A 14963-nucleotide genomic window follows, 5' to 3' on the forward strand; every position below is an offset into this window, starting at 1 on the left:
GCCCCGACCCGCAAGTGGGCGGAATGCCTCGGCCCCGCCCGGTCCGGAGACGCTCTTCCGCCCACTCGCCGACGTGCGTCCGTCCCGTCGCCGCCCCGACCCGCGAGCGGGCGGAATCCCCGAGTGTCGCGAGCACAGGGGGCGCGGAACCGCCCGCTCGACGTGGGGCGGGCCTCCCGGCTGGCCGGGAAGTGCGCGCGACGCGGCGAGCGGGCGGAATCCTCCGGCGCGGGCGACCCGGGAGGCGCGTTTCCGCCCGCTCGCCGCACTGCGCCCGCCTCGGCGCCGGCTCACGGGCCGCGCACCCCGCGAGCGGGCGGAAGACCCTGGTGCCGTGGACGCCAGCGGTGCACTTCCGCCCGCTCGGCGACCACGCCGGCCGACCGGGACACCCGGAGACGAAGGAGCCCCGGCCCCTCGTGCGAGGGACCGGGGCTCCGGTGGTGCGGGACGCTCGGGCTACGCCTCGACGTGCTTGCCCGGGTGCTGCCCGGCGGCGAGCTCGTCAGCGGCGGTCGCGGGTGCGGCGGCCGAGGCGTGGGCACCGACGTGCTCCCGTTCATCATCGGCCTGCGCCGCTCCGGCGTGCGCCGCGCCGGCCTGCGCCACGTCGGCGGACCCGTCGGGCTGCGTGGCGACCGAGCCGGTCTGCTTCCAGGCGACAGTCTGCTTCGGCTTCGCCAGGAACAGGGCCGCGACGATCGCCGCGATGAGCACGACGGCCGGCAGGACGAGCGACTGCCCCATGGCTCGCGAGAACGGCTCGAGCAGGAACCCGGGCAGCGACCCGGTCTGCGCGGCACCAGCGCCGGAACCACCGGACTGCTGCGGGAACTCGGCGGTGATCCGAGCCTCCATCAGGGCGGCGATGCCGGCGGAACCGAGCACCGCACCGATCTGACGGGTGGTGTTGTAGACGCCCGAGCCGGCGCCGGCCAGACGCGGCGGCAGGTTGCGCGTGGCGGAGACCGACAGCGGTCCCCACATGCAGGCGTTGGCCAGGCCGAGCAGCGCGCTCGGCAGGAGCACCCAGCCCCAGTCGGCGTTCGCGGCGATCAGCGCGCCGAACCAGAACAGCCCGCCGGAGAAGCAGGCGAGCCCGAAGGACGCCACCCAGCGCGGGTTCCAGACGTTGAGCTTCTTGCCGACGACCGGCGCGAGGCCGGCCGAGATGACCGCCTGCGGCACGAGGAGCAGCGCGGCCTGCGTCGGCGAGAAGCGCAGGACGTCCTGCGCCCACAGCATGATCGGCAGCGCGAAGGACGAGATCGCGACGCCGACCGCGGTGATGGCGATGTTCGCCAGGGTGAAGTTGCGGTCCTTGAACAGGCCGAGCGGCAACAGCGGCTCGCCCTTCTGCACGCCCTGCCAGACGACGAACGCGGCGAGCACGACGATGCCGGCGATGATCAGCGACCAGACCGAGATCGGGCCGGTGATGGTACCCCAGTCGTAGGTCTCGCCCTCCTGGATGCCGAAGACGAGCAGGAACAGCCCGACTGCGGACAGCACGATGCCCAGGTAGTCGAAGCGGTGTCCGTGGCGCTCGAAGGACGGGACGAACTTCTGTGCGAGGACGAACGCGACGATGCCGACGGGGACGTTGACGAAGAAGATCCACTCCCAACCGAAGCCGTCGACCAGCAGGCCGCCGACGATCGGGCCGACGAGCGAGGCCACACCGGCGACCGCACCCCAGAGGCCCATGGCTGCGCCACGGTTCTGCGGCGGGAAGATGCGGGTGATGACGGACATCGTCTGCGGGGTCATCATCGCGGCGCCGAGGCCCTGCACGACGCGGGCGAGGATCAGCATCTCGATCGAGCCTGCGAGTCCGCACCAGAGGCTGGCGAGCGTGAAGACGACGAGCCCGACCTGGTAGAGCACCTTCGGTCCGAAGCGGTCACCGAGTCGACCGGTGATGAGCAGCGGGACGGCGTACGCCAGCAGGTAGGCGCTGGTGACCCAGATGACGGCGTTGATGTCGGCGTCGAGCGCCTTCGCGATGGTCGGCGTCGCGACCGAGACGATCGTCGAGTCGACGAGGATCATGAAGAAGCCGACGACGAGTGCCCAGAGCGCTGGCCACGGCTTCTTGCCGTGCTCCAGGTCGGCGGCGGTTGATGCGGATGTCATCGAGTGGTGTCCTTGCTGTTCTGTGTGGGTTCTGCGGGGACGGCCGGACCGTCCCAGGGGATGTCGCCGCGCTCCACGCGGTCAGCGATGGCGGTGAGCCACTCGAGTTGCGCGGTGAGCATGGCACGGACGTACGACACGTCGAGCCAGTAGCGCTCGGCGAGGCCCTTGGCCTGGAGGCCCGTGGCGGTCTCGTCGTACCCGTCGCGTCGGGCGTCCAGCGCGTGGATGCGAGCGCGGAGCGCGGTGACCACGTCCTCGACGGGCAGGTTGTCCATGTGGGACACCGCCAGTCCGAACTGCGGGTACTCGTCGGCCGGCTCGGCGACCATGCGTCGGAGGCCCTCCTCGAGCGCCGCGCGGCCGGCGTCGGTGATCGAGTAGGTGGTCCGTTCGGGCCGCTTGCCCGCGCGGTCGGTGCCGACGACCTCGGCGTACCCGAGGTCCGCGAGGCGGCCGACCTGGTGGTACAGCGTCCCGGGGCGCACCTTGACGTTCCGGTCCTCGCGACGCTGCAACATCGTCTGGAACATCTCGTAGGGGTGCATCGGCGCCTCGGCGAGCAGGCCGAGTGCCGCGAACGCCAATGGCGTCAGGTCGGTCACGTGGTCTCCGGTGTTCGAGAGCGACGGGTGTTCGATGCCGATTGTTCGACATCGAATAGTACGTCTCCGATGGTCCGTCCACAACCGCTCCGGCTGCCCCCGCGGGCCACCTAGACTGGTGACGTCCCCACCCGACCCCTGTGCTGGAGTGAACACGTGCCAACGATCGTCGTCGAGGTCATGCCGAAGGCCGAGATCCTCGACCCCCAGGGCAAGGCGGTGGGCAACGCCCTCGCCCGCCTCGGCAAGAACGACCTGACCAACGTCCGCATCGGCAAGCGATTCGAGGTGTCGGTCGACGGCCCCGTCGACGACGCCAAGCTCGCCGAGGTCCGCGAGATCGCGGTCGACGTCTTCTCGAACGCAGTCATCGAGGACGTCGTCTCCGTGAGTGTCGTCGAGTGACCGCGATGCGCATCGGGGTCATCACCTTCCCCGGCTCGCTCGACGACCGCGACGCCCAGCGCGCCGTGCGTCTCGCCGGAGCCGAGCCGGTGGCGCTCTGGCACGGTGACCACGACCTCCAGGGCGTCGACGCGATCGTCCTGCCGGGCGGGTTCTCCTACGGGGACTACCTCCGCGCGGGCGCCATCGCGGCCAAGGCCCCGATCATGGCCGAGGTCATCGACGTCGCCGGCAAGGGCATGCCCGTGCTCGGCATCTGCAACGGCTTCCAGATGCTCGCCGAGGCCCGCCTGGTCCCGGGCGCGCACACGCGGAACGCCCACCAGCAGTTCATCCGCCGCGACCAGGTGCTCCGCGTCGAGAACGCCGGCACCGCCTGGACCTCCGGCTTCGACGCGCAGCAGGAGATCACCATCCCGCTGAAGAACGCCGACGGTCGGTTCGTCGCCGACGCGGACGAGATCAAGCGCATCGAGGACAACGGCCAGGTCGTGTTCCGCTACGTCGGCGTCAACCCGAACGGGTCGATCGGCGACATCGCCGGTGTCTCGAACGAGCGCGGCAACGTCGTCGGCCTGATGCCGCACCCCGAGCACGCGACGGAGCCCGGGTTCGGCCCGGACACCCGCGCGGCCATGGCCTCCGGCACGGACGGCCTGACCTTCTTCACCTCCGTGATCGAGCGCGCGCTCGTCAAGTGACCGCGACTCCAGCGCCCGCGACTCCAGTGACAGGGAACGACAACACCGTGACCACGCCCGTCCGCCCGAAGCCCGACACCGTCCAGGACGCCGCCGAGACGCCCGACAAGGAACAGCCCTACGCGGCACTCGGGCTGAAGGCCGACGAGTACGCGAAGATCCGCGAGATCCTCGGTCGTCGTCCCACGTCGGGCGAGCTCGCCATGTACTCCGTCATGTGGTCCGAGCACTGCTCCTACAAGTCGAGCAAGAACTACCTCCGGCAGTTCGGCAAGAAGGTCACGCCGGAGATGACCAAGAACCTGATGGTCGGCATGGGCGAGAACGCCGGTGTCGTCGACGTCGGTGACGGCTGGGCGGTGACCTTCAAGGTCGAGTCGCACAACCACCCCTCCTACGTCGAGCCGTACCAGGGCGCGGCCACGGGTGTCGGCGGCATCGTGCGCGACATCATCTCGATGGGTGCCCGTCCGGTCGCGGTGATGGACCAGCTGCGCTTCGGCGCGATCGACCACGAGGACACCGCACGCGTGGTGCACGGGGTCGTCGGCGGCATCTCGTTCTACGGCAACTGCCTGGGCCTGCCGAACATCGGCGGCGAGACCTACTTCGACCCGGTGTACCAGGGCAACCCGCTGGTCAACGCCCTGGCGGTCGGTGTGCTGCGGCACGAGGACCTGCACCTGGCGAACGCGTCCGGCGCGGGCAACAAGGTCGTGCTCTTCGGTGCCCGCACCGGTGGCGACGGCATCGGCGGCGCATCGATCCTGGCGTCCGACACCTTCACCGAGGGCGGCCCGACCAAGCGTCCGGCGGTCCAGGTGGGCGACCCGTTCGCCGAGAAGGTCCTCATCGAGTGCTGCCTCGAGCTCTTCCAGAAGGAGCTCGTCGAGGGCATCCAGGACCTCGGCGCCGCGGGTATCTCCTGCGCGACGAGCGAGCTCGCGAGCAACGGTGACGGCGGGATGCACATCTCGCTCGACGACGTCCTGCTGCGCGACCCGTCGCTCACGGCAGAGGAGATCCTCATGTCGGAGAGCCAGGAGCGGATGATGGCGGTCGTCCGCCCCGACAAGCTCGACGCCTTCCTCGAGGTCGTCGGCAAGTGGGAGGTCGAGACCAGCGTGCTGGGCGAGGTCACCGGCACCGGTCGCCTCGTCATCGACTGGCAGGGCCAGGAGATCGTCAACGTCGACCCGCGCACCGTCGCGGTCGACGGCCCGGTGTACGACCGTCCGGTCAAGTACCCGACCTGGATCGACGCGCTCCAGGCCGACGGCGCCGAGTCGCTCGACCGTCCGGAGACCGGCCCTGCCCTGAAGGCGCAGTTCCTGCAGCTGCTCGGGTCGCCGAACCTCTCCGACAAGCGCTGGGTCACGAACCAGTACGACACCTACGTGCTCGGCAACACCGCGCTGTCCTTCCCCGACGACGGCGGCATGATCCGCGTCGACGAGGAGACCGGTCTCGGTGTCGCGATCGCCACGGACGCCAACGGCCGCTACTGCCAGCTCGACCCGAAGCAGGGTGCTCGACTGGCCCTGGCCGAGGCGTACCGGAACGTCGCCGTCACCGGAGCCGTCCCCGCGGCGGTCACCGACTGCCTGAACTTCGGCTCGCCGGAGAACCCCGAGGTCATGTGGCAGTTCTCCGAGGCCGTCGAGGGCCTGGCGGACGGCTGCATGGAGCTCGGCATCCCGGTGACCGGCGGCAACGTCTCGTTCTACAACCAGACCGGTGACACCCCGATCCACCCGACGCCCGTCGTCGGTGTGCTCGGCGTGATCGACGACGTCGCCAAGCGCATCCCCTCGGGGTGGCAGGACGACGGCCACAACATCTACCTGCTCGGCACCACGAGCCTCGAGCTCGACGGTTCGGCCTGGGCCGGCACCGTGCACGACCACCTCGGTGGACGTCCGCCGATGGTCGACCTCGGGCGCGAGAAGGCCCTGGCGGAGCTCATCGCCGCCGCGGCGGACGAGCAGCTGCTGACGAGCGCGCACGACCTGGCGGACGGCGGCCTCGGCCAGACCCTCGCCGAGTCGGTGCTCCGCTTCGGCCTCGGTGCCCGTGTCGTGCTGGACGAGCTCGAGTCCCGCGACGGCGTCGACACCGCGACCGCGCTGTTCTCGGAGTCGACGGGCCGCGTCATCGTGACCGTCCGACGTGAGGACGACGTGCGCTTCCAGGGCCTCTGCACGGGCCGGGGGTACCCCGTCCTGCGCATCGGCGTGACCGACGCGGCGTCAGGCTCGCTCGAGGTCCAGGGTGCGTTCGAGGCGACGATCGACGAGCTCCGCGGCGCACACGGTGCGACCCTGCCGACGCACTTCGGTGCCGTCATCCAGGAGAACGTCACCGAGGGCTACGTCGGTCGCGGGCCGCTCGACGACCACGGGTCCTTCTCGCCGCGCACGGATTCCTGACCCGGTGCCGATCGTCACGCTGCCCTTCCAGGAACTGGTCGACGGCTTCGGCCCGGTCCCGGACGGCATCGAGTTGGACGTCTGGGACGTCGAGGCTCCGTACGAACGGGCCGACGAGGTCGCCATCGCCTTCCTGCCGTTCTACTTCGGCGGGCGGCACCGGTGGCAGTTCGTGCACGACCTGCCGAACCTCGAACTGCTGCAGCTGCCGAGCGCCGGGTACGAGTGGGCGACCCCGCACGTGCCCGGTCACGCTCATCTGGCGAACGGCCGCGGGATCCACGACGACGAGACAGCCGAGCTCGCCGTCGGGTTGGCGCTGACCTCGCTCCGTGAGATCGCCGCGTTCCAGTTCGACCGCGCCGAGCAGCGGTGGGACTCGCGGGAGACCCGTTCGCTCGCCGATCGCCGCGTCACGGTCGTCGGCTACGGCGCCATCGGGTCCGCGATCGCGACCCGGTTCGAGGCGTTCCGCACCCGGGTCACCGTCGTCGCCCGGACCGCGCGGCAGCAGGACGGCCGGCGGGTGCACGCGTTCGGCGAACTGCCGGAACTCGCGCGGACCACGGACGTCCTCGTGCTCATCGCGCCGCTCACCGACGAGACCGAGGGGCTGGTGGACGCGGACCTCCTCGCAGCGCTGCCGGACGGCGCCCTCGTGGTGAACGTCGCGCGTGGCAAGGTCGTCGACACCGACGCACTGGTGGCGGAACTCCGCTCGGGCCGGATCTCGGCGGCGCTCGACGTCACCGACCCGGAACCCCTGCCTGCCGACCACGCCCTCTGGACGACGCCGAACACCGTGCTCACGCCGCACGTCGGCGGCAACACGGACCTCAGCGTCCCGCGGTCGCTCGACCTGATCCGACGCCAGGTCGCGGCGCTGGCCGAGGGGCGGCCGTTCGAGAACGTCATCGACCTGCCGGTCCCCCAGGGCTGACAGCTGCAGGGCGACAACCGCAGCGCCGACAGCCCCCGGACGCGCTACCCCAACGGGATGACGCACGTCGGGCTGCCGACGGCGATCTGCCCGACGGTCGCCCCCGGCACGCCGTCGTCCCCGACCGGCAGCACCGCCACCGCATCCGAGTTCTGGTTCGCGACGAGCAGGTACCCGGGCACCCTGGCGAAGTGGCGGGGCCAGGCTCCCCCGGCCGACGCTGCCCCGACGACCCGGAGCCCGTCGTCGGCCGTGTCGAGCACCACGATCTGGTCGCGGCCGCGGACGGCGACGGTGACCAGGCCGCGCTCGTCGACCTCGATGTGACTGAGGAGCGACGGGACACCGGGTCCGTCGAACACCGGAGTGGCGCAGACCTCCCGGAACGTCCCGGACTCGTCACGGCGGAGGCGGTACACCCGTCCGTCGAGCTCCCCAGCGACGACCAGATCGCCGCCCAGGTCACCGCCCGAGTCACCGCCCAGCTCGCCGCCCACCGAACCGGAGACCCAGGCCATGTGCCGCGGTCCGGCACCGGGGGTGAGGCGGTGCACGCGGAGCGGCTCGATCGACACCGAGCCCGCATCGGCGTCGATCCGGAACTCGTGCAGGGCATCGCCGCCCAGGTCGGCGACCAGCACGGTGCCGTCCGGTGTGGCGATGGACTGGTGGGCGTGTGAGCCCTCCTGGCGCTCCTCGTCGGGGCCGGTCGCGTCGGGCAGGGCCTCGGTCGCGAGTGCCGCGTGGGGCAGCACGGCGGACACCCCGGCACCCTGGCCGCCGACACCGTGCACGAGGCCGCCACCAGCAGTCCCGCCGCGCCCGACCCCGTTGGGGACGACGTACGCCTCCGCCGCTTCGAGCGAGACCGCGGTCACCGTCCCGGAGACGTAGTTCGTGACGACGAGCGCTCCCGAGGGGTCGACCCGCACGTGGCAGGGTGCATCTCCGCCGGCGGGGGCGTCCCAGAGGTGCTCCAGAGCGGAGCCCGTGCGGCGGAACGCGTGCACGCCGCCGTCGACCGTCTCGGAGACGGCGTAGACCCGGTCACCGTCGACGGCGAGGAACGACGGATCGTCGAGCACCGCGACCGTCGACACGACGTCACCGTCGACGATGGAGATGCCGGTCGCGTTCCCACCTCCGGTCGCCGTGTACGAACCGATCAGCAGGTGCAGTGGCGGCAGGGTCACAGTTCACCGACGGCGATGCGCTCGTGGTGGTGGATGACCTCCGCCACGATGAAGTTGAGGAACTTCTCGGCGAAGGCCGGGTCGAGGTGGGACTCGGCAGCGAGGGCACGCAGCCGTGCGACCTGGATCTGCTCGCGCGAGGGGTCGGCCGCCGGCATGCCCGCCGCGGCCTTGAGGTACCCGACCCGCTGCGTGTACTTGAACCGCTCCGCGAGCATGTGGATCACGGCAGCGTCGATGTTGTCGATGCTCTGCCGGATGCTCTGCAGCTCGGCCACGGCGTCATCGTCGGTCGTCCCTCGGGCCTCGTTCATGGTCAGAGCCTACTGATCGAGGTCGCTCCCGACGAGATGTGACCCCGGGGGCCGTCCCGTTGCTGGGAGGATGGTCGTCATGACGGTTCTGCTGGCGATCTCCGGTGTCTTCGCGGTCCTGGCGGGCCTGGTGCACGCGTACATCTTCTTCCTCGAGTCCCTCGCATGGACGAGCCCTCGGGTCCGACGCATCTTCAGCATCTCGAGCGAAGGCGAGGCGCAGGCGACCCGCTCCCTCGCCTTCAACCAGGGCTTCTACAACCTCTTCCTGGCGATCGGCGCGGTCCTCGGTGTCGTGCTGGTGCTCGCCGGCAACGGTGCGACCGGCTGGACGCTCGTCGTCTTCTCGTGCGCGAGCATGCTCGGTGCCGCCGTCGTCCTCGCGGGCACCGGCCGCAAGTACCTGCGCTCTGCGTCGATGCAGGGCGCGTTCCCGCTGCTCGCGCTCCTGTTCGCGTTCGTGGGCTCGTCCTTCGGGTCCTGACCCGCGCCTCCCGTCCGGCACGCGCGCAGCGCCCGGCCTGGAGGCCCGCCCCACCTCCGCAGGACGCCCCGCCGCCCGACGCCCCATCGGCCCCGGCAGCGCGGCTGGGTCCACGCACAACAGGAACGGGCCCGCACCACGACATCTCGTGGTGCGGGCCGGTTCCTGTTGTGCGGGTCCGGCTGGCGCCGCAGCCGCAGCCGCGCCGCGCCGCGGCCGGCGTCAGCCCAGCTTCTTCGCGAACTCGTCCGGCAGACGCTGCAGCGCCCACTCGATCGCCGCGGTCGTCCCGAGCGAGAACGCCGTGGAGACGTCCGAGTCGTCGATGACGATGGAATGCCCCGCCTCGACCGAGGGCACCTTCTGGAACAGCGGGTCCGAGGACGCCTTCGACGCGTCGACGTAGATCGGCAGCACGACGGTCAGGTCGGCGTCGAGCAGGTCGAGGTTCTCGTTCGACAGCGAGACCGAGAATTCCTTGCCGGCGGCCTCGTCGATCGCCTTCGGGATCGTGAAGCCGAGGTTCTGCATGAACGTGGCGCGGCTGTCGCGGGAGGCGTAGACGCCGAAGCCCTCCGACGTGTACGCGCCGATCGCTGCGGTCTTGCCCTGGAACTCGGGGTGCGCCTTGCGGGCGGCGGCGTAGGAGTCGTCGAGATCGCTGAGGAGCTTCTTGCCCTCGGTCTCCTTGCCGAGCGCCTTCGAGATCATGTCGACCTGCTCCGTCGTGGAGGCCAGGTAGTTCTCGCCGCCCTTCGGGATCGCGACCGTCGGGGCGATGGCGGACAGCTTGTCGTAGCGGTCCTTGTCCCCCGAGGACTTCACGTCGAGGATCACGTCGGGCTTCAGCTTGAGGATCTCCTCGTAGCTGGGCTCGAGCGTGTTGATGATCTTCGGCGCCTTGTCGTACGCACCCTTCAGCCAGGGGCCGACGCCCTCGCCACCGAAGGCGAGCCAGTCGCTGGCCCCGACTGGCTGCACGCCGAGTTCGAGCGCCGTCTCGGCGTCTCCCCAGCCGAGGGCGACGACGCGCTTGGGCGCCGAGTCGATCGTCGTGGTGCCGAGACCGGTGGAGATGGACACCGGGAACGCACCGTCGGACGAACCGGCGGAGGACGACGAGGACGAGGGGCTCGACGAGGAGCAGCCAGCCAGGACGAGCGAGGCCGCGACGACGGCACCGGCCGCGGCGAGCACGCGCCCGAGGCGACGCTTGGGGAGGGAGGTACGGATCACGAAGGGTAGCCTAACCTAAGCGCTCCTCCCCCGGGAGGCTCGTGTGACGCCCGTGGATAGGCTGCGCCCGTGGCCCTCACCTTCCCCGACGCCGACCGCACCGAACTCGCCGTGCTCGGCTCCCCGATCGCGCACTCGCTCTCCCCCGCGCTGCACGCTGCGGCCTACGACGTGCTCGGGCTGCCGTTCTCGTACGGGAGGCACGAGGTCGCCTCCGGTGGGCTCGCTGCGTTCGTCTCGGGGCTGGGTCCGGAGTGGCGCGGCCTGAGCCTCACGATGCCGTTGAAGCGCGAGGTGCTGCCCTTGCTCGACCGGACGACCCCGCTCGTCGACGAGCTCGGTGTCGCCAACACCGTCGCGTTCCGCCGTGAAGGCTCGTCGGTCGTCCTGGCGGGAGCGAACACCGACGTCGCCGGGATCGTCCGCCCGGTCGCCGCACTCGGTCACGTGCCGGGTGAGGCGACGGTCCTCGGCGGCGGAGCGACGGCGGCGAGCGCCCTCACCGCGTCACTCCGGCTCGGAGCCTCCCTGGTGCGGGTGTTCCTGCGCGACACCGGCAAGGCGGGTGACCTGGTGCTGCTCGCGGCCCGACTCGGGGTGACGATCGAGGTGCACGACCTGCAGGACCTCGCCTCCGCTGACCCGATGGGTTTCGTGGTGTCGGCCCTGCCGGGCGGTGCTGCTGACGACCTGCCCCTCGTGCCGTCCGGCCCGGACGCGGTGCTGTTCGACGTGGCGTACGAGCCGTGGCCGACCCGGGCCTCGACGGCGTGGACGGCCGCGGGCGGTCGGGTGCTGAACGGCCTCGACATGCTCAGCGAGCAGGCGATCGGGCAGATCCGCTTCTTCCTGACCGGGGACGAGGACGAGCTGCTGCCAGACGAGGCTGAGGTCCGCCGAGCGATGCGCGCTGCCGTGAGCTTGCCGGAGACGATCGGCTGACGGGGCGGCGCGCAGGCGTTCCCGAGACGGGCCCGTCCGCACGCGACACCGCCGAGCAGCTGAGACGCCGCCGACTCCGGAGGCGTCTCGGGCACTCGGCGGCGTCACGCACAGACGCCGGCGTCTCACACGCGCAAGTGGGGGCCAGCGACCCTCAGACCACGACGCCGTCGACGTAGTACCAGTGCCCGCCCTCGCGGACGAAGTCGCTCGTCTCCTCGAGCGTCCCGCGCTCGGTGTCGGAGCGCCACCACGCGCGGAACGTGACGGTGCCCGCGGAGTCGAACGGGCCTCCCGACCGGGTGCCGACGACGTCGAGCCGCGTCCAGCGCTGCCCGGGGTCCAGGTCGACCGACGCCGGCCGGGTACGTGGGTGCCAGCTGCGCAGCAGGTACTCGGGCAGGCCGAGCGCGAAGGCCGAGAACCGCGACCGCATCAGCCGCTCGGCGGTCGGTGCAGGAGCGCCGGCGTGGAGGGGGCCGCAGCACTCGTCGTAGGGGTTGCCACTCAGGCAGGGGCAGCGGTCGGTCGGCACCGCACCAGCCTAGGCAGCTCCCGCCCGCCGCCGCACGGCCTCGAGACGCCCCTGTGTGGGCGAGACGCCCCCGTCTGCGCGAGACGCCGCTCCGCAGGTGAGACGCCGCCGGGTACGGAGGCGTCTCGGCATCAGCACGACGTCTCGACCAGACGCCGGCGTCTCACCCACACCCAACGCGGCCGGACCTAGTCGACGAGCGACAGCGTCACCGTGATGTTCCCACGCGTGGCGTTCGAGTACGGGCAGATGGTGTGCGCGAGTTCGACCAGCCGCTGCCGCTCAGGTCCGGCGACGCTCGGCGCGTAGACGTCGAGCTCCACCGCCAGACCGAACCCACCCGAGCCGTTCCCGCCGATGCTGACCTCGGCGGAGACCTCGGCGCCGGCGGTGTCCAGCGTCAGCTCGCGGCCGGCGGCGTGCAGGGCGCCGAGGAAGCAAGCCGCGTACCCGGCGGCGAAGAGCTGCTCGGGGTTGGTGCCCTCGCCGCTGCCGCCCATCTCCTTCGGCGGTCGGGTGTCGAGGTCGATGCGGTCATCCTCGGTGCGGACGTGGCCGTCGCGGCCGCCTCCGGTGGCGTGGGCGGCTGCGGTGTAGACGATGTCGAGACTCATCCGACCAGATGACCGGGAGTGGCTGGACACTCGCTGAGGGGGCCCGGGGGCGGGCTGGTCACCGGCTCGGCCCGCGCACAGCGCCGGGCGTGTCCGGGTCCCTCGCAGGCGAGGGCCCCGCCCCCGCGAGGGCCCCGCGACCGGGTTCAGCCGATGAAGGTGTCGACGAGCGCGGTGGCGTCCTCGACCACCGAGCGCTGCCACTGCTGCCGGGTCTTCCGGATGCGGGTGACGACCAGGCCGTGCAGGGAGATCCAGAGCAGGTCGGCCTGCAACCGCTCGTCCCGATCGCCGGCAGGCAGGCCGACGAGGAGGGCATCGAGGCGGCTCTGTAGTCGGTCGATCCCGGACTCGATCGTCACCGGGTCCTCCAGCAGATCACGTCCCTCGAACAGCAGCTGGTACGCGCCGGGGTTCGCGACCGCCCACGTCACGTACGCGCTCGCGGTGGTCCGCAGGGCAGCGGCGCGGTCGTCGTCGGTCGAGGCACCCGCGCCTGCGGCCTCGATCGCCGTCGTGAGCGCGGTGAGGCTCTGGGTGGCCACGGCGATGAGCAGCGCCTGCTGGGACGGGAAGTGCCGGTACACGGCGGTCGCTGACACCCCGCACGCACGCGCGGTCTCGCGCAGGGACGGTGGGGTGACGGCCAGGCGCTGCGACAACAGGTCCGTCGCGGCCGCGAGGAGGTCGTCACGCAGCTGGTCGCCGGTGCGGGTGCGCGACGTGTTCGTCATGGAGCAACTGTCGCACGAGCGCGCGGTTGACACCCGTCAACCAGCCGCCTAGGTTTACACCTGTCAACTAGAAGGAGCAGGCATGGACCACACCGACACGACCGCGCTCATCACCGGCGCGAGTTCCGGCATCGGACGGGAGTTCGCCCGCGCCCTGGCCGCGCGCGGAGCCGACCTGGTGCTGGTCGCGCGCCGAGCCGACGTCCTCGAGGAGCTGGCACAGTCGCTCCGATCGGACCACGGACGGGTGGTGACGGTCGTGCCGCTCGACCTCACGCAGCCGGCGAGCGGCACGCGCCTGCTCACCGAACTCGACCGACTCGGCGTCCGCGTGGACACGGTGGTGAACTGCGCCGGCATCGGTCTGACCCGAGACTTCGTGGACAGCACGCCGTCTGAACTCGGGGACCAGCTCGCCGTCAACATCGACGCCGTCGTCGACGTGTGCCGCGCGTTCCTCCCGCGGCTCGTGTCCTCCAGCCGGGGCGTGCTCCTCAACGTCGCGAGTCTCACGGCCTACATGCCGACGCCGGGGATGGCGGTCTACGCAGCCTCGAAGGCCTTCGTCCTGCGGTTCACCGAGGCGCTGGCGTACGAGTTGCGCGACTCCGGGGTCACCGTCATGGCCTTCTCGCCCGGTCCGACGAAGACCGAGTTCTACCGGAACTCCGGGACGGACGAGGGCCGGGTGCGGTTCGAGACGCCCGAGCAGGTCGTCGCTGCGGCGTTCCGAGCCCTCGACAAGTCGACGCCCCCGGTCAGTGCCGTGTCGGGCAGTGCGAACACGCGGACCAGCCGCATCGCGCCACTGCTGCCGAGGCGGACGGTCCTGCGCCTGGCCGACTCTTCCCCGAGGACGACGGCCTGACCTCGTCACCGCACCAGGGAGATCAGTCGGAGGCACGACCGGCCCGGGCGCGCGGGAACCGTCCCAGGGTCGTCGGACGGGCACGAGCCATCCGCAGCGCGAGCGGGTAGACATGGCACGTGTTCAGACTGGGGTGGCAGTTGTTGCGTGCGCGGTTCCGTGAGGACGTGTCGCTGGAGCCCTTCCGCCGGGCGGTGACGTTCGGACTCGTCGTCGGCGTCGTGGCAGCGGTTGTGCTCGGGGTGGCCGCAGCGCACACGGGATGGGCCGGCCTGGGGACGGCGCGCTCCACCGTGGTCGTCGTGTCCACTGCACTGGCGGCCGGACTGATGACGATGTCTTGCTTCCCGGTGAAGCAGACCGCCGACCCGCCGGCCACGATCAACGGCAGGCAGGTGCGTCCGGACACGATGCGTCTTGCGCGCGACTCCGTCCAGCGGTACCTGCGTCGACGCATGCCGCAGGTGCTCCCCGAGGACCGCGACGCCGTGCTGCAGGACACGGCCCTGATGCGACGGACCCTGGTGGTCGACGTCGTCCGTGCGAGCCCCGGGCTGATCGGCGTCGCACTGCTCGCGATCACGGGGCTGGTCGCGAGCGACGGGCACGGGCTGAACTTCATCCTCGTCGCCGGCTACACCTCGCTCATCCCAACGTACGTCACCCGCCTCGGACGAGCGGAGCGGGCTCACCGGGCCGCTACTGCCCTCCCGCCGTCCGAGCTCAGGTCGACCACCCCGACCGGCCGCAACCGCTTCCCGTCGGGCTCGAAGGTCGGCCTCCCCGACGACTGACCGGACGGCGAGCACCTGCCACGGCAGCCACCT

General features: G+C 71.3%; 16 protein-coding genes. 8 read left to right on the plus strand and 8 right to left on the minus strand.

Annotated elements, in window-relative coordinates:
• Positions 1-459 precede the first annotated feature (459 nt).
• Both DEJ31_RS04980 and DEJ31_RS04985 read right to left on the minus strand, forming a co-directional pair.
• The gene (locus tag DEJ31_RS04980; protein ID WP_375334556.1) at positions 460-2136 is read right to left on the minus strand and encodes a DHA2 family efflux MFS transporter permease subunit; all 1677 of its coding nucleotides are present in this window, start codon (positions 2134-2136) and stop codon (positions 460-462) included.
• Positions 2133-2741: a PadR family transcriptional regulator gene (locus tag DEJ31_RS04985; RefSeq protein ID WP_146243098.1), complete on the minus strand. Its 609-nt coding sequence runs from the start codon at positions 2739-2741 to the stop codon at positions 2133-2135. The genes DEJ31_RS04980 and DEJ31_RS04985 overlap by 4 nt, the downstream gene beginning before the upstream one ends.
• Before the next feature lie 156 nt (positions 2742-2897).
• Here DEJ31_RS04985 and purS point away from each other — a divergent pair, with 156 nt between their 5' ends.
• From purS to DEJ31_RS05005, 4 genes are read left to right on the plus strand one after another with little or no spacing between them, the layout of a single operon-like run.
• Positions 2898-3146: a phosphoribosylformylglycinamidine synthase subunit PurS gene (gene purS / locus DEJ31_RS04990; RefSeq protein ID WP_110823495.1), complete on the plus strand. Its 249-nt coding sequence runs from the start codon at positions 2898-2900 to the stop codon at positions 3144-3146.
• 5 nt (positions 3147-3151) lie between these two features.
• Complete coding sequence (gene purQ, locus DEJ31_RS04995) at positions 3152-3847, plus strand: phosphoribosylformylglycinamidine synthase subunit PurQ (RefSeq protein ID WP_111121373.1); 696 nt, start codon at positions 3152-3154, stop codon at positions 3845-3847.
• 47 nt (positions 3848-3894) lie between these two features.
• Positions 3895-6276: a phosphoribosylformylglycinamidine synthase subunit PurL gene (purL, locus tag DEJ31_RS05000; RefSeq protein ID WP_258366166.1), complete on the plus strand. Its 2382-nt coding sequence runs from the start codon at positions 3895-3897 to the stop codon at positions 6274-6276.
• Between the two features lie 4 nt (positions 6277-6280).
• Positions 6281-7216, plus strand: a complete 936-nt coding sequence (locus tag DEJ31_RS05005; protein WP_220033212.1) for a 2-hydroxyacid dehydrogenase — start codon at positions 6281-6283, stop codon at positions 7214-7216.
• A 44-nt stretch (positions 7217-7260) separates the two neighbouring features.
• Here DEJ31_RS05005 and DEJ31_RS05010 read toward each other — a convergent pair whose 3' ends face one another.
• Positions 7261-8409 carry a beta-propeller fold lactonase family protein gene (locus DEJ31_RS05010; protein WP_111121325.1) on the minus strand — a complete coding sequence of 383 codons (1149 nt, stop codon included), beginning with the start codon at positions 8407-8409 and terminating at the stop codon, positions 7261-7263.
• Positions 8406-8723 carry a chorismate mutase gene (locus DEJ31_RS05015; RefSeq protein WP_110904041.1) on the minus strand — a complete coding sequence of 106 codons (318 nt, stop codon included), beginning with the start codon at positions 8721-8723 and terminating at the stop codon, positions 8406-8408. The genes DEJ31_RS05010 and DEJ31_RS05015 overlap by 4 nt, the downstream gene beginning before the upstream one ends.
• A gap of 79 nt (positions 8724-8802) precedes the next feature.
• Between DEJ31_RS05015 and DEJ31_RS05020 the strand changes: the two genes are divergently transcribed.
• Positions 8803-9207 carry a DUF1304 domain-containing protein gene (locus DEJ31_RS05020; RefSeq protein ID WP_220034846.1) on the plus strand — a complete coding sequence of 135 codons (405 nt, stop codon included), beginning with the start codon at positions 8803-8805 and terminating at the stop codon, positions 9205-9207.
• Positions 9208-9429: 222 nt separating this feature from the next.
• On the opposite strand, the gene DEJ31_RS05025 is transcribed toward DEJ31_RS05020, so the two are convergent.
• Entirely contained in the window at positions 9430-10443 is a 1014-nt protein-coding gene (locus DEJ31_RS05025) for an iron-siderophore ABC transporter substrate-binding protein (protein WP_258366167.1), read from the minus strand.
• 69 nt (positions 10444-10512) lie between these two features.
• Here DEJ31_RS05025 and DEJ31_RS05030 point away from each other — a divergent pair, with 69 nt between their 5' ends.
• Positions 10513-11385 (plus strand): shikimate dehydrogenase, encoded by an 873-nt coding sequence (locus tag DEJ31_RS05030; protein WP_111121326.1) that lies wholly within the window; start codon positions 10513-10515, stop codon positions 11383-11385.
• Positions 11386-11539: 154 nt separating this feature from the next.
• Here the strand turns inward: DEJ31_RS05030 and DEJ31_RS05035 are convergent, their stop codons facing one another.
• The 3 genes from DEJ31_RS05035 to DEJ31_RS05045 all read right to left on the minus strand — a co-directional run bounded on the left by DEJ31_RS05035 (position 11540) and on the right by DEJ31_RS05045 (position 13268).
• Positions 11540-11920 carry a YchJ family protein gene (locus DEJ31_RS05035; RefSeq protein WP_111121327.1) on the minus strand — a complete coding sequence of 127 codons (381 nt, stop codon included), beginning with the start codon at positions 11918-11920 and terminating at the stop codon, positions 11540-11542.
• A gap of 188 nt (positions 11921-12108) precedes the next feature.
• Positions 12109-12534 carry an organic hydroperoxide resistance protein gene (locus DEJ31_RS05040; protein ID WP_111044786.1) on the minus strand — a complete coding sequence of 142 codons (426 nt, stop codon included), beginning with the start codon at positions 12532-12534 and terminating at the stop codon, positions 12109-12111.
• 146 nt (positions 12535-12680) lie between these two features.
• Positions 12681-13268, minus strand: a complete 588-nt coding sequence (locus DEJ31_RS05045; protein ID WP_111121328.1) for a TetR/AcrR family transcriptional regulator — start codon at positions 13266-13268, stop codon at positions 12681-12683.
• An 82-nt stretch (positions 13269-13350) separates the two neighbouring features.
• Here DEJ31_RS05045 and DEJ31_RS05050 point away from each other — a divergent pair, with 82 nt between their 5' ends.
• Together DEJ31_RS05050 and DEJ31_RS05055 are read left to right on the plus strand one after the other, a co-directional pair.
• Positions 13351-14136 carry an SDR family oxidoreductase gene (locus tag DEJ31_RS05050; RefSeq protein WP_111121329.1) on the plus strand — a complete coding sequence of 262 codons (786 nt, stop codon included), beginning with the start codon at positions 13351-13353 and terminating at the stop codon, positions 14134-14136.
• A gap of 119 nt (positions 14137-14255) precedes the next feature.
• Complete coding sequence (locus DEJ31_RS05055) at positions 14256-14930, plus strand: hypothetical protein (RefSeq protein ID WP_111121330.1); 675 nt, start codon at positions 14256-14258, stop codon at positions 14928-14930.
• Positions 14931-14963: the final 33 nt, after the last annotated feature.

This window comes from Curtobacterium sp. MCPF17_031 (assembly GCF_003234035.1).
Lineage (GTDB): Bacteria > Actinomycetota > Actinomycetes > Actinomycetales > Microbacteriaceae > Curtobacterium.